The organism is Methylosinus sp. RM1 (genome assembly GCF_011378635.1).
Lineage (GTDB): Bacteria > Pseudomonadota > Alphaproteobacteria > Rhizobiales > Beijerinckiaceae > Methylosinus > Methylosinus sporium.
Window position 1 is genome coordinate 23,324 of sequence record NZ_WOVC01000033.1, and the last position, 17,069, is coordinate 40,392.

Here is a 17,069-nt window from a genome sequence, read left to right on the forward strand (position 1 = left end):
GCGCGCCGATCCGGGGCCGAATCTGAGCCGGCCGGGATTTATGGAGGGGTGGCCGAGTGGTTGAAGGCGCACGCCTGGAAAGTGTGTATACGGGAAACCGTATCGCGGGTTCGAATCCCGCTCCCTCCGCCACGCGATTCCCGCTCCGATAGGCGCCGCCGCCGATTTCGATCCGACGCGGACCTTCGATGGCGCAGCCGGATCGCCCGATCTTCTCGAAAATTCGTCCCATCGATGGTCCTCGGGCTGTTCCGCGCGCCTCCCGCGCTTATTTGGAAAGACGACCGTCGCCTTCGCGGCGTATCGGTGCGGGGCCGAATTCCATGTTCGCGGCCTCGGGTCTGCTCAGCGCGCCCTTCTCGATCTCTGGATCGCGGCGATCGGCGCCGTCTTCGCATTTCATTGCCGGCTCATCGAGGCCTGCGTTTTGTATGGGCTGCCTCACCATGAATGCTCGCTCGATATGTCCCGCGTCACGGGAGCTCGAGGCTCGACAGCTCCGTTCGGTCTGACCCGAAAAGCGCTCGAGACCGTGACGAAGAACGCCGGTACGAAATAAATCGCCAGAAGCGTCGCGCTGAGCATTCCGCCGACGACCGCCGTGCCGATCGCGATGCGGCTGGCAGAACCCGCGCCGGTCGCGAAGACGAGAGGCAGAGTGCCCGCCACGAAGGCGATGGAGGTCATCAAAATCGGCCGCAGCCGCTCGCCGGCGGCGGCGATCGCGGCCTCCGCCAGCGTTGCTCCGTTGTCGAAGAACGCTTTTGCGAATTCGACGATGAGGATCGCGTTCTTCACCGCGAGGCCGACCGTCGTGAGCAGGCCGACCTGAAAATAGACGTCATTGGCCAGTCCGCTGCTCAATGTCGCCGTGATCGCGCCGATGACGCCGAGGGGAACGACCAGTATGACGGAAAGAGGGATCGCCCAGCTCTCGTAGAGAGCGGCGAGACAGAGCACCACGACCGTCAGGGAGATGGCGTAGAGCGCGGCTGTCTGCGAGCCGGATTTCTGCTCTTCATAGGAGAGGCCGGTCCATTCGTAGCCGACTCCCGGAGGAAGCTTCTCGATGAGGCGTTGCATCGCCGCCATGGCTTCGCCAGTGCTGTGGCCGGGCGCGGGGGCGCCGAGAATTTCAAAGGATGTGAGACCATTGTAGCTTTCCACTTTTTGTGGGCCCAATGTCCATGCGCCGTCGAGGAAGGCGTCGAACGGAACCATTTTTCCCGACGAGTTGCGCACATGCCAACGCGCGAGGTCGCTCGGCGACATTCGCGAAGCCGTGTCGCCCTGGACATAGACCTGCTTCACACGTCCCGCTCGCAGGAACTGATTGACATATTGCGAGCCGAGAGCGCCCTGTATGGTCGCGTTGAGGTCGCTCACCGAGACGCCGAGCGCATTGGCTTTTTCGCGGTCGATCTTCAGCCGGTACTGGGGCGCGTCTTCGAGACCGTTCGGGCGCACGCCGGCAAGCGTAACATCCTGCGCGGCCATTCCGAGCAGTTGATTGCGCGCAGCGAGAAATTTTTCACGCCCGAGCTGGCCCCGGTCTTCGAGCTGGAGGTCGAAGCCCGTCGCATTGCCGAGCTCCATCACCGCGGGCGGCTGGAAAACGAAGACTCGGCCGTCGCGACTCCCGGCAAAATGTTGCATCGCGCGGCCGGCGACGGCTGCGCCGCTCTGTCGGGGGCTCGGTCTTTCCGACCAATCCTTCAGCTTGATCGCCGCGAAGCCGGCGTTCTGCGCCTGACCGGCGAAATTGAACCCCGAGACGGTCAGCACCGATTCGACATTCTCCTTTTCGGCGGTCAGCAAATAATCGGCCATCTGCTTGTTCAATGCCGCCGTTTGTTCGGCGGTGGCTCCAGGCGGCATCGTCACTTGGCCGAAGAGCAGCGCCTGATCCTCGTCGGGAAGAAAGCCGGTCGGGATTCGGTTGAACAGCACGACCGCCGCCATGGTGATCGCCATGAAGGTCATAATGAACGCGCGCGGACGCGCGATCAGATTGTGGACGCCGTTCTTGTAGCGCTCGGTGAGTCGAGCGAATGTGCGATTGAACCATGCGAAGAAGCCGGCCCTGGGACCGCTTTCCCGCGCCGGCTCTTTCAACAGCGTCGCGCAGAGCGCCGGAGTGAGAATCAACGCGACCAGCACGGAGAGCGCCATCGCCGACACGATCGTGACCGAGAATTGACGATAGATCACGCCGGTCGAGCCGCCGAAAAAGGCCATAGGCAGAAACACCGCCGAGAGCACCAGGGCGATGCCGACGAGCGCTCCCGATATCTCGTCCATCGACGCGCGCGTGGCGTCTCGCGGCGACAAACCCTTTTCGCTCATGAGCCGTTCGACGTTTTCGACGACGACGATGGCGTCGTCGACGAGGAGGCCGACGGCGAGCACCATTGCGAGCATCGTCAGCGTATTGATCGAATAGCCGAGAGCGGCCAGCACGCCGAATGTGCCGAGCAGCACGATCGGCACAGCGATCGTCGGAATGAGCGTCGCGCGAAAGTTTTGCAGGAAGACGAACATGACCACGAAGACCAGCGCGACGGCCTCGAATAGCGTCTTCACCACCTCCTCGATGGAAAGCGTGATGAAGGGCTCGGTGTCGAGCGGATAGGCGAGCTTGAGGCCGGGAGGGAAAAATTTTTCGAGGCGGTCCAGCTCGGCGCGCACGGCTGCTTCCGTGGAAAGCTGGTTGGCTCCCGGGGCGAGCTTGAGCGCGAGAGCGCCGAAGGGCTTGCCATTATAGAGCGACGCCGTCGAATAGGACTGCGCGCCGATCTCGACGCGCGCGACGTCCATCAATCTCACCTGTGAGCCGCTCGGATTCACTTTGAGCAAGATGTTCTCGAATTGCTCGGGCGTTTCGAGCCGGGCCGGCCCGATGATGGCGGCGTCGAGCCGATTGCCCTTGCTGGCCGGCAGTCCGCCGAGCTCTCCTGACGAGACTTGCACATTCTGCGCGGTGAGCGCGCTCGTGACATCGCCGACGGTCAGCGAATATTTGTTGAGCTTGTCCGGATCGAGCCAGATGCGCATGGCGTATTCGGACCCGAACGAGGTGAAGTCGCCGACGCCGGTGATGCGCGTCAACGGATCCTTGACGTTGGAAGAGACATAGTCGTCGATGTCGACGGCCGACATCGCGCCGTCGTCGGAATAGACGCCGACGATCATCATGAAGCTTTTGACCGATTTGTTGACCTTGATCCCCTGCTGGGTGACTTCGGTCGGCAGATTCGGCTGGGCGAGAGACAGCTTGTTCTGAACTTGCACCTGCGCGATGTTCGGATCCGTGCCTTGCACGAATGTCAGGTCGATTTCCATCGATCCATTCGATTGGGCGGTCGAAAGAAGATATTCCAAGCCATCGAGGCCCGACATTTGTTGGAGAATGGGTCTCACCACCGTATCCATGACCGTCTGAGCGGAGGCTCCCGGATAGGTGACCGTGATCGAGATTTGCGGCGGAGCGATGCTGGGATATTGCGCGATCGGCAACCGAAAGATCGAAATGCCGCCGAGCAGCATCACGATCAGGCCGAGAACCCATGCGAACACCGGACGGTCGATGAAGAAACGTGACATCGATGGAATCCCCGTGGCGAAGCGTCAGGACCGTTTGTCGGCGCGGATCGCCGCGTCTTCGACCGCGACGGGTCGAACGACATCGCCGGGACGTATGTTCTGCAATCCATCGACGATCACGCGCTCGCCCGCGCGGAGGCCGCCGATGACGATCCATTGATCGCCGATCGCTTGACCTGTTTGTATGATGCGCAGGCTCGCCTTGTCGTCGTCTCCGATCAGCAGGACGGTCGCATCTCCATGCGTGTTGCGGGAGACGGCTTGCTGCGGTATCAGAACGCCGTTTCGATCCACCCCTTCCTGAAGGGAGGCATGTACATACATGCCCGGCAACAGAAGGTGTTTGGGGTTGGGGAAAATCGCCCGCATGAGAACCGTGCCCGTCCCCTCGTCGACGGTGACCTCCGAAAACTGCAGCTTTCCCGCGACATCATATGTGCTGTTGTCTTCGAGCTTCAAAGTGACCTTCGCCGCGCCATTGCCGATGCTTTCGAGCCCGCCGCTCGCCAGCGCCTTCCGCAGACGCAATAGCGTCGTCGCCGATTGCGTCACATCGACATAGATCGGGTCGAGCTGCGTGACCGTCGCGAGAACATTGCTCTGATTGGCGATCACGAGCGCGCCCGGCGTGACTGTGGATCGACCGATACGGCCGGAGATGGGCGCAAGAACTTTCGTATAGGAAAGATTGATCTTGGCCTGGGAGATGCTCGCTCGGGCGATGGCGATATCGGCCTCCGCTTGTTGCGCCGCCGCGACGGCGTCCTCGACGTCTTGCTTGCTCACGGCTTTCATGGCGGCCAGCGACTTGTAACGAGCGGCTTTCGCGTTTGCCGCCTGGAGAGTCGCCTGATTGCGCGCCAATGTGGCGACCGCGCTGTCATAGGATGCTTGGTAGAGAGCCGGATCGATCTGATAGAGTTGTTGGCCTTCTTTGACCTCGCTGCCCTCTTCGAAGAGCCGTTTCAGGACCACCCCATTGACTTGGGGCCGCACCTCTGCGGTTAGAACGGCGGTCGTGCGGCCGGGCAATTCCGTCACGCGCGTGATCGGTTGGAGATGGACGACGACATAGCCCGCCTGCGCAGGCGGACGCGCCGGCTCTGCGGCCAGCGCTCGTTCGCAGCTCGCGGCGACCGCCATAGAAAGCAGCGCGAAGTAAGCGCCGAACAGGCCTGCTGCGGCCGAGCGCGAAATCCGTGCTTCAGGAGTCGTGACGATCGAAGGCGACGAAGGGACTCGGTGACGCGTCGGGATCATGTGCGGCTTCGCTCGAGAGAGTGGGGAAAACATAGCGCTTTTCGTCGTAGGGCTTCGGAGCGACCGAGGTCCCTCATTCCTTGCCTTTCTGGGCCTCCGCGGGAGACCCGCGGTAGGGCGGCGCCGAAACCGCTCGACCGAACATGTCCGCGAACTGTTCCAGAAGCCGCCTCGTCACTTCGGGTGAAGTCTCGAGAACCTCGCGATGCACGAAGCCCAGCTCGAAGCCGAGGCTCAACAGCATTTCGGCGGCGGAGCCGACATCGAGATCGGGTTCGGCGATTCCAGCGTCGACGTAGAGAGCGAGCCGCGTCTCGAGACTGCTCCTGATTTCCTCACGGATCCAGATGCGGTTCAAATGCGTTTTGAAGGCTCGATCGAGCAGGGCTCTCGAGATCACGATGCGAATTCGGTCCGAACGTTCCGAGATTTTCTCGACCAAATGCGCGAGCATCTCGCGCGTTTCTTGCGCCATGCTCGAACAAAGCGGGCGCCCCAGGAAGAGCGCCGCGTCGGAGCGGTCATCCTCCTTGTCGAGCACCGCGAGCAGCAGGCCTTCCTTGCCGCTGAAATATCGCTGGATCAGGGCCTCCGAGCAGCCTGCGGCGTCGGCGATGGCGCGCGTCGTCGCTCCCTCGTAGCCGCATTCGGCGAACGCCGTCGCTGCGGCCGCGATCAGAGCGTCGCGAGTGGCTCGGCGGTCGCGGGCTCGCGGCTTGCGGACCATATCGTCGGAGTGCATGTCGCCTCGTATGTAAGTATGCGCACACATACCTACGGCGCATGAGCTACCGGGTCAAGAGCCCCGGCGCAAGAAAATGCGGGCAAGCTCGCGCTATCGGCAGGTCGGAAAGACCAAGGTTGTTCGACGCTGGTCGGCTCGGATCTCGACCGCAGCCTCTCTCGGAGTCCGCGATCATTCGACGACCACCGCGTAGCGATGGACTATTCCCTCGTCGAACAGGGTCGGAAATCGGAGCTCAGAGAGCCTCCTGGCGGGCGTCCCGCTCGATCTCGCGAGATCTCGCCGCGAGCCGGAAGCATGCCGGCCTTTCGAAGAGAAAGTGAAATCGCCCGCGCTTCGTCATTTTTTGCAGGAGCAGGGGGCCGCCCACCGCGGTCAGCGTGACGATGAGCGAGGCCATATCCACATTCGCGACGAGATCATGATCGAGGATGAGCTTGCGCGCGGCCGCCATCGGCAGAAAAAATCCGAGATAGATCGCCAGTGAATTGGCGCCGCAATAGCGTAGCCATCCCATTGCTGGAAGATCGCAGGCGAGCGCGGCGCCGGCGATGACGGCCGCCGCGCCCGCCAAGCCGGCCGTGAGGCTCACCAGCGGCAGCGATGCGAGCGTGGAATAGCCGGCGATCGGGGCCGGCGAGAAGGCCAATGCGGCTTCGGCCGCAGCCCAGCCGAGCAGCCATGTCAGCGCCGCGCGCGGAGCCCGCCTCGCCGATTCGGCCAGGGCGAAGACCTGCGGCGCCAACATATGACCGGCCAGGAAAAAGAAGAAGCGAGCGGCGAATTCGTCCGGCGCGGTCCAGCCGCTCTCGATGCGGGCGGTCTCCAGCAGCGCGGCCGCCAGCAGCAGGATCGGCGGCGGAACGCCGCGCAGCAGCTTGGCGACGACGAAAAAGATCGGCAGCAGATAAATGAACCACAATGTGCCGAACGGCTCGATCGTGGCGAGCGCCAATTGCCGAAACGCGTTCAGCGGATCGGCTCCCGACCACAGTCCGCTCTTGAACAGCCATTGGACGAAGAGCCACAGAAAATAAAAATAAGCGAAATGGACGAGCTTCGTATCGAGATAGGCGCGCCAGTCGCGATCGATTCCGCGGGACAGGAAAAGCCCGGCGATGAAAAAAAAGCCGGGGATGCGAAACGGCTTGGCGAAAGCCACGATCCAATGCAGCAGCCCCTCGTCCCCCATCGCCTCTCCGACGCCGAGCGCGGAATGCATCATGACGACGAGGATGACGCTCATTCCTTTTGCATTGTCGACCCAGGCGATCCGAGATTCTCGCATCGACGCCCATTTCTATGCGGCTGGCGGGCGGCGCAGGAGGCGCGCGCTTCGTCGAGCAAATTCGCAAGCTAGCGGCGGAAGGTTACGAAACGATGGGCGAGAGGCGCGCGTCAGGGGAGGTAGGTCGACGAATTCTCGGTCGGATGCATCGACCCTTCGGTCGAAGAGCGCGCGAGCCGGTGAGGCGGGGGCGGCGCGGCTTCGCCCAGGAAAAGCCTCGAGGGCAGGGCAGCTTCGATCGACCGCGCCGATCGACCCTCGCGCCGGCCTCGGCTTGCGCCGAGCCGTCGGAGCGTCTAGCCAAGCGGTGCGGAACAGGTCGCGTCGGCAGGGCGCATCGAGGGGGAGGGGCGACGACAGGCGATGGCGATCGATTCTGCGCGACATGTGCCGGCCTCGTTCCGCCTCTCCGATTTCGATTCGCGCGCGAGGGTCGGATGATCGGCGTCACCATCACGCGCTATCTCGCCGCGCGATTCACCAGGACGATCATGGCGATCTTCGTCGCCATGTTCTGTCTCATGTTCGTCGTCTATTTCGTGGAGCTGCTGCGGCGCGCCGGCGACATTCCGCAGGCGGGCGCCGGCACTGTGGCGCTGATGACCCTGCTGCGCGTCCCGGCGACGGCGGAATTGATTCTCCCCTTCGCCGTGCTGTTCGGCTCCATGGCGACCTTCGTCGACCTCACCCGCAAGCTCGAGCTCGTCGTCGCGCGCGCCTCGGGCATGTCGGTCTGGCAGTTCCTGCTGCCGCCGGCGCTCGTCGCGGCGACGATCGGGATCGTTTCGGTCACACTTTATAATCCGGTCTCGGCGATGATGAAGATGCGCTCCGACCAGATGGAGCTCGATCTGTTCGGCGTGGAAGGCAGCGTGCGCATCGATCACGGCAAATGGTTCCGCCTCAATGGCGTCGACGGTCAGGCGATCATGCATGCGGTCGATGTGCGGGCCGGCGGCCTCGCGCTCGATGGCGTCAGCGTCAATGTCTATCAGAAGGACGGGGTCTTCCTCGAGCGCGTCGAGGCGGCGCGGGCGCGGCTGCTCGCCGGCGTTTTCGTGCTCGAGGACGCCCGCGTCAGCGCCCCGGGCGAAGAATCGCGGGCCGTCGGCTCTTATCTTCTGGCCACCGATCTGACGCCCGAGCAGCTCGCCTCGGCGGCGACGCCGCCGCAGGGCGCGCCCTTCTGGGATCTGCCGCGGCTCGGCGACAGCAGCCGCGACGCAGGCCTCGACCCGACCGGGTACACGCTGCAATTTCAAACGCTTCTTGCGCGGCCCCTGCTGCTGGTCGCCATGGTTCTCGTCGCCGCTTCCTTTTCATTAAGATTCTTTCGATTTGGCGGAATCGCACGGACCATTTCGGGTGGCGTCGTCTCGGGCTTCGTGCTTTATATCGCCTCGAAAATCTTTTCCGATCTGGGCGGCGCGGGCGTCATCAGCCCGCTGGTCGCTGCTTGGTCGCCTGCTCTCGTCGGAAGCATGTTGGGTGCGCTCGTTCTACTGCATTCGGAGGACGGCTGATGGAGTCCCGTCGTCGCTCTCGCGAATCTAGGCCGGGGCCGGAGCGAATCCGCTCCGGGCCGGCGTCGTCGCGCCTTTTTTCCCGGCTCTCTCCGGCCCTCGCTGTTCTTCTCGTCGCGGCCCCGGTCGTGGGTCGCGCGCAGCCGCTGGCCGCGCCGCCGCCCGAGAGCGCGCAGCGCATGGTGGTGGAGGCCAAGGAACTCGCCTATGACGAGCGCCGTAACGTCGTCACAGCGCGCGGCTCCGTGCAGATTTTCTACAAGGGCCGGGTGCTGGAGGCGGACCGCGTCGTCTATGACCGCAACACGCAGCGCGTCTTCGCCGAAGGCCACGCCAAGCTCACCGAGAAGGACGGATCGATCGCCTATGCCGATCGCTTCGACTTCACCGACGACTTCAAGAACGGCTTTATCGACAGCCTGCAGGTCGAGAGCGCCGAGAGCACGCATTTCACCTCGCCGCGCGCCGAGCGCGTGGGCGAGGTCACGACCTTCGAGCAAGGCGCCTATACCGCCTGCGACGCCTGCCAGAACGATCCGAGCAAGCCCCGGCTGTGGACCGTCCACGCCAAGCGCATCATCCACGACAATGACGAGAAGGTGATCTATTACGAGGACGCCTCGCTGGAACTGTTCGGGACGCCAATCGCCTATGTCCCCTATTTCTGGTCGGCCGATCCGTCGGTGAAGCGCAAGTCCGGCTTTCTCAACCCGCAGCTGACCTATCGCCAGCAGCTCGGCTTCGGCGTCGGCGTGCCTTATTATTGGGCGATCGCGCCCGATTACGATCTCACCATCACGCCGACCGGCTTCACGCGGCAGGGCCCCTTCCTCGCGGCCGAGTTCCGTCATCGGCTCGAGAACGGCTCCTATGTCATCCGCGCCGAGGGGACGCATGTCAGCGACCCCAGCGCCTTCACCATCGCGCCCTATGGCGCGCGCAACGAGCGCTGGCGCGGCTCGATCTATTCGAATGGCGAATTCGCCATCAACGATTATTGGCGCTTCGGCTGGGACGCCACCGTGCTCAGCGACCGCTATTTCCTGCAGGATTACAAGCAGTACAACAGTTTCCTGCAGAACTACTTCTTCCGCGAGGCGTCTTCGACCGTCTATCTGACCGGGCAGGGGCCGCGCAGCTATTTCGATCTGCGCGGCTATTACTTCCAGGGCCTGTCGGCCAGCGACGTGCAGGCGCAGCAGCCGGTCGTGCATCCTCTGCTCGACTATAATCGCTCTTTCGCCGTGGACCCGGCCAAGACCTTCGGCATCGGCGGCCAGATCACGCTGGACGCCAATTTCACCAGCACCTCCGCCAGCATCGCCAATTACGAGTCGATCCAGCCGCGCACGCTCGATTCGCTCTATGGCCTCTATAACGTCTGCCAGCTCTACTCGCCCTCCGCCGATCCGTACAAGAGCGGCTGCCTGCTGCGCGGCGTCGGCGGCGACTATCAACATGCGACGGCGATGGCCTCCTGGCAGCGCCGCTTCATCGACCCGATCGGCGGCGCCTGGACGCCCTTCGCCTTCACCCGCGTGACCGGCTCCTATCTCAATTACGACTCGACGAATTCCTACGCCGCCTACAACAGCGTCGGGCAGCCGATTCCCAATTCTGCGCAGTCGCTGTTCGTCAATGGCGCGGACAGCGTGTTTCGGGGACAGGCGACGCCGGGCGGCGGCGTCGAATGGCGCTATCCCATTCTCGCGCGCAGCAATCTCGGCGATCTCGTGGTCGAGCCGATCGCGCAATTGGTGGCGCGGCCGAACCAGTCGTCGATCCCCTCGCTCGTCAACATGGACGCGCAGAGCCTCGTCTTCGACGATTCCAACCTGTTCGAATGGAGCAAATATTCCGGCTACGATCGTTTCGAGACCGGCACGCGCATCAATTACGGCGGGCAGGGCACGCTGACCTTCGCCAATGGCGGCTTCATCAACGCCCTCGTCGGCCAGTCGCGGCAGCTGGCCGGCAAGAACGGCTATTCCACCGCCGACGCCGCCAATGTCGGCCTTTCTTCGGGCCTCGACACGCGTACTTCGGACTGGGTCGGCCGTCTCGCCATCGCGCCTTCGTCGTTCTTCAGCATCGTCGGCAAGGGGCGGTTCGATCCGGACGGATTGCGCGGCCGCCGCATAGATGTCATCGCCTCGTTCAAGCTCGATCCGCTCACCGTCAATCTGCAATACGCCAATTACGCGTCGCAGCCGGTGATCGGCTTCGACCAGCGCCGCCAGGGCATGTCGGTGAATGGCCGCTACGACATCACCAAGAATTATTTTCTCACCGGCTCCGCCACTTTCGACATGAGCCGCTATCTCTACAATTCCTTGACCGTCTCGCCGGCGACGAATATCACGCTGACGGGCAGCACGATCACCGGATCGGCGCCGCTGTTCTCGGTCGCCGCGCTGGGCCTCGGGGGCGGCTACCACGACGAATGCACCACCGTCTCCGTCAATTATTCGTCGGTCTTCCAAGGGAACACCTCGACCGGGCTCTCGCGGAACCAGACCATCATGGTGTCGTTGCAATTGCGCACGCTCGGCGACGCCAAATTCAACTACGGGCTCGGCTCGCTTCAGCTCAACGACGGCGTGCGCACCCAGCCCTGACGCGCGAACGTCGAAGAGGACGTTCCGAACCCTTCGAGGAGATTGCCATGTCGCTGCGGCTCGCCCAAATTTTCGACCTCGGCGCTCTCGTCCGCGCCGCGGCCGTCGCGGCGGTCGGCTTCGCCGCCGTCGCCACGCCGCTGCGCGCCGAGCTCGCGGTCCCGCAAAAGGCCGAGATCGAGAAAATCGTCCATGATTATCTCATCGCCAATCCTGAGGTGATTCGCGACGCCATCGACGAGCTCGAGCGCCGCCAGAAGGTCGCCGAGGCGGATTCGCGGCAAAAGGCGGTCACTCAGGGCGCGGATAAATTGTTCAATTCCGCCAATCAGGCGGTGATCGGCAATCCGGCGGGCGACGTCACTCTGGTCGAGTTCTTCGACTATAACTGCGGCTATTGCAAACGCGCGCTGGACGATATCGCCAAGCTCATCGACGGCGACCCCAAGCTGCGCGTCGTGCTGAAGGATTTCCCCGTGCTCGGCGCCGGCTCGGTCGAGGCGGCCGAGGTCGCCGGCGCGGCGCGCCTGCAGCTGAAGCCGGAGAAATTCTATGAATTCCATCGCAAGCTGCTCAACACGCGCGGCGCGGTCGGCAAGGCGCAGGCAGTCGCTGTCGCCAAGGAGCTCGGCGCCGATCCGGCCAAGCTCGAGAAGGACGCCAAAAGCCCCGAGGCCAAGGCGTCCATCAAGGAGGTCATGGAGCTCGCCGACAGCCTCAATCTGAGCGGCACGCCGTCCTGGGTGCTGGGCAAGGAGGTGATCGTCGGCGCGGTCGGCTATCAGCAGCTCAAAGCCAAGATCGACAACACGCGCAAATGCGGCAAGACGGTCTGCTGACGGGGGCGGGGCTTCCTTCGCGGCGGCAATGAGGCTAGAAGAGGCCCCGCGGGGCGGCGCGCGCCCTTCGTTCAGGACCCGCCCTTCGTTCAGGACCCTCATGCCCGCCGTCCATGTTCTCAACGGTCCAAACCTCAATCTGCTCGGGACGCGCGAGCCCGATGTCTACGGCCTCGCGACGCTCGACGATATAAAGGCTCAGCTGGCCGAGATTTGCGCCGCCCGCGGGCTCGATCTCGTGTTCCGGCAGTCCAATCACGAGGGCGACCTCGTGGACTGGATTCAGGAGGCGGGCAAAATCGGCGCGGCGGTGATCCTCAACGCCGGCGCCTTCACCCATACGTCGATCGCGCTCCATGACGCCATCAAAGGCTCGGGAGCGACGGTCGTCGAAGTGCATCTCTCCAATGTTCATGCGCGGGAGAATTTTCGGCGTCACTCCTTCATCGCGCCAGTGGCTCGCGGCGTCATCGCCGGTTTCGGAGCCGATTCCTACGTTCTGGCGCTGGACGCATTGTTCGATCGAGAAGAAAGAAAGACCTGAGCAATCATGGCGCGCAAAGCCCAAACTCGTCGCCCTTCCACCACTGCCGCAAAACCGAAAGTCGCCGCCGGAGCCGCCGGCGTCGACACCGAGCTGCTGCGTGAGATCGCACGCCTGCTCGGCGAGAGCGATCTGACCGAGATCGAGGTCCAGAAGGGCGATCTGCGCATCCGCGCCGCGCGCACGCCGGCCGTCGTGGCGCCTGCTCATGCGACCATCGCTCTGCCGGCCGCAGCCTATGCGCCGGCCCCTGTCGCCGCGCCGGCGCCCGCCGCCAGACCTGCCGCGCCGGCCCCCGCCGCGGCGGCCGAGCACGCCGACGCGCTGAAATCGCCCATGGTCGGCACCGCCTATCTGCGGCCGAGCCCGGACGCCAAGCCCTTCGTCGAGGTCGGCGCCCGCGTCACCGCCGGCGACAAGCTGCTGCTCATCGAGGCGATGAAGACCTTCAACGACATCGTCGCCCCCAAGGGCGGCGTGGTGACGGCCATTCTGGTCGAAGACGGACAGCCGGTCGAATATGGCGAACCGCTCCTCGTGATCGAGTAGGGCGCGCGATGTTCGACAAAATCCTCATCGCCAATCGCGGCGAAATCGCGCTTCGCGTGCTGCGCGCGGCCAAGGAACTCGGCATAGCGACGGTCGCCGTGCATTCGACGGCCGACGCCGACGCCATGCATGTGAAGCTCGCCGATGAATCGGTCTGCATCGGCCCGCCGGCGGCGCGCGAATCCTATCTCAATATTCCGGCGCTGCTGTCGGCCTGCGAGATCACCGGCGCCGACGCCGTGCATCCGGGCTATGGCTTTCTCTCCGAGAACGCCCGTTTCGCCGAGATCGTCTCCGAGCACGGCCTCACCTTCATCGGCCCCAAGGCGGAGCATATCCGCCTGATGGGCGACAAGATCGAGGCCAAGGCCACCGCCAAGCGTCTCGGCATCCCTTGCGTGCCCGGCTCCGACGGGCCGATCACCGACGACAAAGAGGGCGCGAAAGTCGCAGCGAAGATCGGCTATCCGGTGCTCGTGAAAGCGGCTTCCGGCGGCGGCGGCCGCGGCATGAAGGTCGCCCGCAGCGAGGCCGAGCTGCATTCCGCGCTCGCGACCGCGCGCGCCGAGGCCAAGGCCGCTTTCGGCGACGACACCGTCTATCTCGAGAAATATCTCGACAAGCCGCGCCACATAGAAATTCAGGTGTTCGGCGACGGCAAGGGCCAGGCGATCCACCTCGGCGAGCGCGATTGCTCGCTGCAGCGCCGCCACCAGAAGGTGTGGGAAGAGAGCCCTTCGCCCGCGCTCAACGACGAGCAGCGCGCCGAGATCGGCGAAATCTGCGCCAAGGCGATGCGCGAGCTGAAATATGCCGGCGCCGGCACGATCGAGTTTCTCTATGAGAACGGCGCGTTCTATTTCATCGAGATGAACACGCGCATCCAGGTCGAGCATCCGGTGACGGAGGCCGTGACCGGCGTCGATCTCGTCAGCGAGCAGATCCGCGTCGCCGCCGGCTCGCCACTGTCGCTGCGGCAGGAGGATATCTGGTTCTGGGGCCATGCGATCGAATGCCGCGTGAACGCCGAGCATCCGTCGAGCTTTCGGCCCTCGCCCGGGCGCATCGCCTATTATCATCCGCCGGGCGGCGTCGGCGTGCGCGTCGATTCCTCGGCCTATCAGGGCTACACGATCCCGCCCAATTATGATTCGTTGATCGGCAAGCTCATCGTCCATGGCCGCAACCGCACCGAGGCGCTGATGCGCCTGCGGCGTTCGCTTGACGAGTTCATCATCGATGGGGTCGACACGACCTTGCCGCTGTTCCGCACGCTGGTGCGCAACGCCGATGTCCAGAATGGCGTCTACGACATTCACTGGCTCGAGCATTTTCTGGCGACGGGCGGCATAGAGCCGACCTTTTGAGGCGTCAGCGCGCCGCTCGCCGGCCGGGCAGCGCGCAGACGGCGGCGAGCGCAGTCTGCAATGGCGCCTTCTGCGCGCCATGCGCAGAAGGCGCCATCGGCCGCCCCTCTGACCATCGCAGAAATTGCCGGTAGACCGAGCTCCAATTGCCATATTCGGCCGGCAGCTCGCGCCAGGCGCCGCCGGTCAGCGCGATCCAGAGCACGTCGTCGATGACGCGGCGATGATCGCGCGGCGGTCGGCCCGCGTTTACGCGGGTCGCGCTTCCGGCGTCTCCCTCGATCGGAGGAGAATGGGCTCATGGCAGAGTGGCGCCGGCGAGCAGGCGGACGAGATCGACCTGGCGCGACACGCCGGTCTTGGCGAAGACCGATCTGAGCTGAGTGCGAATGGTCTCCCCCGAGACGCCGTGCTCCCTGGCGATTTCCGAGGCGGGCCGGCCCGCGGCGATGGCGCGGGCGACGCGCGCCTCTGCGGGCGTGAGATCGAACAGGCCTTGCAGCAGGCTGGCGCTGGGCGCCGCTCCCAAGGTCACTTCCGTGACGACCAGCAGCAATTCGCCGGCGGCGAACACATCCTGCGCCGCGCCGCGAATCGGCGCGAGATGCAGGATCAGCGGCCGGCTGCCCTCGCGGGCGGGAATCGGCAGCGATTGGACGCCGGCCGGCGCGCCGATCACGCGCAAGCGGGCGAGCGCCCGCTCGAACAGCGCGTCGGCGCGCGGATCGGCGATGACTACGCGCTCGCGCCGATCCTGCACCAGCGAGGGCGCGAAGCGCGTGAACAGATCATTGGGGAGCAGCAGCCGATGCGAGCGTGACAATACCGCCGCCGGCAGGCCGAGCGCGCGCATCGTCTCGGCGGCCATGCGCGCGCGCTCGAGGCCGAGCCGCGCGGCGATGAGCGCCGCGCGGGCGAGATGGCCGCCGATGGCGTTCAAAGCGTCGAGCGTCGCGCGATCGAAGGGGCCGTCGACGAAGCGCCTTTCCCAGCTGAAGACCAGCATATCGCCCGAGGGCGGGGCGGCGATCTTGCCGGCGCACCAGCCCATCCCCTGGCCGCGCAAATAGCCATAGGTGGGATCGGCGTCCATTTCCTCCGGCGAGAAAAGCTCGTGATCGCCGACGAAGCCGCCGGCGCCGAAGGCGAGGCCGCGCGCCGGACGCGGATTGCGCGCCGCCCATCCCTTCTCGACGAATTCGGCGAACATGGGTGCGATGCGCGGCGACGCCGTCCAGCCCGAAAATTGCGGATTGCTCGCGAAGAGAACGCCGCCGAAAGCGCCGCTGAGCGCGCCGATCGTTTCGAGCAGCTCCGGCCAGAGTTCCGGAACGACGGCGGCCTCGTAGATTCGGTCGGCCAAGGCTTCGAATTTCGACTGATCGACTCTCGACATTGGACGACGTCCGCCGGTCATGAGCGAGGGACGCGAGATGTCCGTCGCGCGACCTCGAAAGAGAGACGCTCCGCCGCGCGCTGAAACCTTTCCGTTTCCTACACCGAACCGGCGTCCGCTTCGGCCGGAAACGCGCTACCGCGTCGCTATGCTCGGCGAGGCCGGCCCAGCGTCTCGTCGAAATAGGCGATAGTGCGCAGGAGGCCCTCGCGCAATTGAACTGTGGGCGCCCAGCCGAGCAGGCTCTCCGCCGCGGAAATATCGGGCCGGCGTTGCTTGGGGTCGTCGGCCGGCAACGGCTCGAAGACGAGCTTGGAGGCGGAGCCGGTGAGGTCGATCACCTGCTCGGCGAGCTGGCGAATGGTGAATTCATTCGGATTGCCGATGTTGATCGGACCGACGATATTGTCGGGCGAATCCATCAGCGACGTGAAGCCGCCGATGAGATCGTCGACATAGCAGAAGGAGCGCGTCTGCTGGCCTTCGCCATAAATGGTGATCGGCTCGCCCTTGAGCGCCTGCACGATGAAGTTGGAGACGACGCGTCCGTCGCGGGCGTGCATACGCGGGCCGTAAGTATTGAAGATGCGCACGACTTTGATTTTCAGCCGATGCTGCCGATGATAATCGAAGAACAAAGTCTCGGCGCAGCGCTTGCCTTCGTCGTAACAGGCGCGCGGCCCGAGCGGATTGACATTGCCCCAATAGGATTCCGGCTGCGGATGGACGGAAGGATCGCCATAGACTTCCGAAGTCGACGCCTGGAATACTTTGACCTTGAGCCGTTTGGCGAGGCCGAGCATGTTGATCGCGCCGAGGACGCTGGTCTTGGTCGTCTGCACGGGATCGAATTGATAATGGATCGGCGAAGCGGGACAAGCGAGATTATAGATCTCGTCGACCTCGACGAATAATGGAAAGGTGACGTCGTGGCGCAGCAGCTCGAAGTTGTCGTGATCGAGCAGATGGTGAATATTTTTACGCTGGCCGGTGAAGAAATTATCGACGCAGAGGACCTCGTGTCCGGCCGCGATCAGCCGCTCGCACAGATGGGAACCGAGAAACCCCGCGCCGCCGGTGACCAAAATCCTGCGATTTTCCATGTGACGCCCGGGATGATCTCACAAAAAGCGGCAAGTTCTCGAATTTCGATTCGTCGCGGCGCGAGGCGTCCAGATAGCATTTCGCTCTCCCTGGCGCAACGCTGCCGGTTCGGCTCGCAGGGTTCCGAATTCGGGTTAACGGCGGTTAACGGATCGGCTCAGGCATGATTCCCTATCGGGGGAGTGATTCTGGAGCCGCCGTGATGAGCCTCGCCTTCGCCCTGTTCAAAGAGA

Annotated in this window: 13 protein-coding genes and 1 tRNA gene; 7 read left to right on the top strand and 7 right to left on the bottom strand. The window is 64.1% G+C overall.

All coding sequences use genetic code 11. From position 1 onward, the window contains the following. Nucleotides 1-42 precede the first annotated feature (42 nt). Nucleotides 43-132 (top strand) — tRNA-Ser (locus FMZ75_RS17335). 309 nt (nt 133-441) lie between these two features. Here the strand turns inward: FMZ75_RS17335 and FMZ75_RS17340 are convergent. The 4 genes from FMZ75_RS17340 to FMZ75_RS17355 all read right to left on the bottom strand — a co-directional run bounded on the left by FMZ75_RS17340 (nt 442) and on the right by FMZ75_RS17355 (nt 6,896). Next, nucleotides 442-3,603, bottom strand: coding sequence for an efflux RND transporter permease subunit (locus FMZ75_RS17340; RefSeq protein WP_166144610.1), 3,162 nt, complete (start codon nt 3,601-3,603; stop codon nt 442-444). A gap of 24 nt (nt 3,604-3,627) precedes the next feature. Continuing rightward, entirely contained in the window at nt 3,628-4,746 is a 1,119-nt protein-coding gene (locus FMZ75_RS17345; RefSeq protein ID WP_246729045.1) for an efflux RND transporter periplasmic adaptor subunit, read from the bottom strand. 190 nt (nt 4,747-4,936) lie between these two features. After that, complete coding sequence (locus FMZ75_RS17350; protein ID WP_166144616.1) at nt 4,937-5,605, bottom strand: TetR/AcrR family transcriptional regulator; 669 nt, start codon at nt 5,603-5,605, stop codon at nt 4,937-4,939. A gap of 238 nt (nt 5,606-5,843) precedes the next feature. Next, on the bottom strand, nt 5,844-6,896 hold the full coding sequence (locus FMZ75_RS17355) for an acyltransferase family protein (RefSeq protein ID WP_166144619.1): 1,053 nt from the start codon (nt 6,894-6,896) through the stop codon (nt 5,844-5,846). A 437-nt stretch (nt 6,897-7,333) separates the two neighbouring features. Between FMZ75_RS17355 and lptG the strand changes: the two genes are divergently transcribed. From lptG to accC, 6 genes are all read left to right on the top strand, one after another. Continuing rightward, nucleotides 7,334-8,419 (top strand): LPS export ABC transporter permease LptG, encoded by a 1,086-nt coding sequence (gene lptG / locus FMZ75_RS17360; RefSeq protein ID WP_166144622.1) that lies wholly within the window; start codon nt 7,334-7,336, stop codon nt 8,417-8,419. A 128-nt stretch (nt 8,420-8,547) separates the two neighbouring features. Then, nucleotides 8,548-11,037, top strand: coding sequence for an LPS-assembly protein LptD (locus FMZ75_RS17365; protein ID WP_370464742.1), 2,490 nt, complete (start codon nt 8,548-8,550; stop codon nt 11,035-11,037). Between the two features lie 47 nt (nt 11,038-11,084). Next, nucleotides 11,085-11,876 carry a DsbA family protein gene (locus tag FMZ75_RS17370; protein WP_142864727.1) on the top strand — a complete coding sequence of 264 codons (792 nt, stop codon included), beginning with the start codon at nt 11,085-11,087 and terminating at the stop codon, nt 11,874-11,876. 100 nt (nt 11,877-11,976) lie between these two features. Continuing rightward, nucleotides 11,977-12,420 (top strand): type II 3-dehydroquinate dehydratase, encoded by a 444-nt coding sequence (gene aroQ, locus FMZ75_RS17375; RefSeq protein WP_166144625.1) that lies wholly within the window; start codon nt 11,977-11,979, stop codon nt 12,418-12,420. Between the two features lie 6 nt (nt 12,421-12,426). Further along, entirely contained in the window at nt 12,427-12,969 is a 543-nt protein-coding gene (gene accB / locus FMZ75_RS17380) for an acetyl-CoA carboxylase biotin carboxyl carrier protein (protein WP_174800244.1), read from the top strand. Nucleotides 12,970-12,977: 8 nt separating this feature from the next. Continuing rightward, complete coding sequence (gene accC, locus FMZ75_RS17385; protein WP_166144628.1) at nt 12,978-14,336, top strand: acetyl-CoA carboxylase biotin carboxylase subunit; 1,359 nt, start codon at nt 12,978-12,980, stop codon at nt 14,334-14,336. 4 nt (nt 14,337-14,340) lie between these two features. On the opposite strand, the gene FMZ75_RS22235 is transcribed toward accC, so the two are convergent. From FMZ75_RS22235 to FMZ75_RS17400, 3 genes are all read right to left on the bottom strand, one after another. Beyond that, nucleotides 14,341-14,619: a transposase gene (locus tag FMZ75_RS22235; protein ID WP_166144642.1), complete on the bottom strand. Its 279-nt coding sequence runs from the start codon at nt 14,617-14,619 to the stop codon at nt 14,341-14,343. Between the two features lie 15 nt (nt 14,620-14,634). Beyond that, nucleotides 14,635-15,732: a helix-turn-helix transcriptional regulator gene (locus FMZ75_RS17395; protein WP_166144631.1), complete on the bottom strand. Its 1,098-nt coding sequence runs from the start codon at nt 15,730-15,732 to the stop codon at nt 14,635-14,637. Nucleotides 15,733-15,878: 146 nt separating this feature from the next. Continuing rightward, nucleotides 15,879-16,835, bottom strand: coding sequence for a UDP-glucuronic acid decarboxylase family protein (locus FMZ75_RS17400; RefSeq protein ID WP_166144634.1), 957 nt, complete (start codon nt 16,833-16,835; stop codon nt 15,879-15,881). Nucleotides 16,836-17,069 lie beyond the last annotated feature (234 nt).

What these genes read in the sequence shown, in the direction of transcription:
- FMZ75_RS17345 (WP_246729045.1), bottom strand. Translation starts at nt 4,746, where the DNA reads ATGGCGGTCGCCGCGAGCTGCGAACGAGCGCTGGCCGCAGAGCCGGCG.
- FMZ75_RS17370 (WP_142864727.1), top strand. Translation starts at nt 11,085, where the DNA reads ATGTCGCTGCGGCTCGCCCAAATTTTCGACCTCGGCGCTCTCGTCCGC.
- FMZ75_RS17350 (WP_166144616.1), bottom strand. Translation starts at nt 5,605, where the DNA reads ATGCACTCCGACGATATGGTCCGCAAGCCGCGAGCCCGCGACCGCCGA.
- accB (WP_174800244.1), top strand. Translation starts at nt 12,427, where the DNA reads ATGGCGCGCAAAGCCCAAACTCGTCGCCCTTCCACCACTGCCGCAAAA.
- FMZ75_RS17400 (WP_166144634.1), bottom strand. Translation starts at nt 16,835, where the DNA reads ATGGAAAATCGCAGGATTTTGGTCACCGGCGGCGCGGGGTTTCTCGGT.
- aroQ (WP_166144625.1), top strand. Translation starts at nt 11,977, where the DNA reads ATGCCCGCCGTCCATGTTCTCAACGGTCCAAACCTCAATCTGCTCGGG.
- FMZ75_RS17355 (WP_166144619.1), bottom strand. Translation starts at nt 6,896, where the DNA reads ATGCGAGAATCTCGGATCGCCTGGGTCGACAATGCAAAAGGAATGAGC.
- accC (WP_166144628.1), top strand. Translation starts at nt 12,978, where the DNA reads ATGTTCGACAAAATCCTCATCGCCAATCGCGGCGAAATCGCGCTTCGC.
- FMZ75_RS17340 (WP_166144610.1), bottom strand. Translation starts at nt 3,603, where the DNA reads ATGTCACGTTTCTTCATCGACCGTCCGGTGTTCGCATGGGTTCTCGGC.
- FMZ75_RS17395 (WP_166144631.1), bottom strand. Translation starts at nt 15,732, where the DNA reads ATGTCGAGAGTCGATCAGTCGAAATTCGAAGCCTTGGCCGACCGAATC.
- lptG (WP_166144622.1), top strand. Translation starts at nt 7,334, where the DNA reads ATGATCGGCGTCACCATCACGCGCTATCTCGCCGCGCGATTCACCAGG.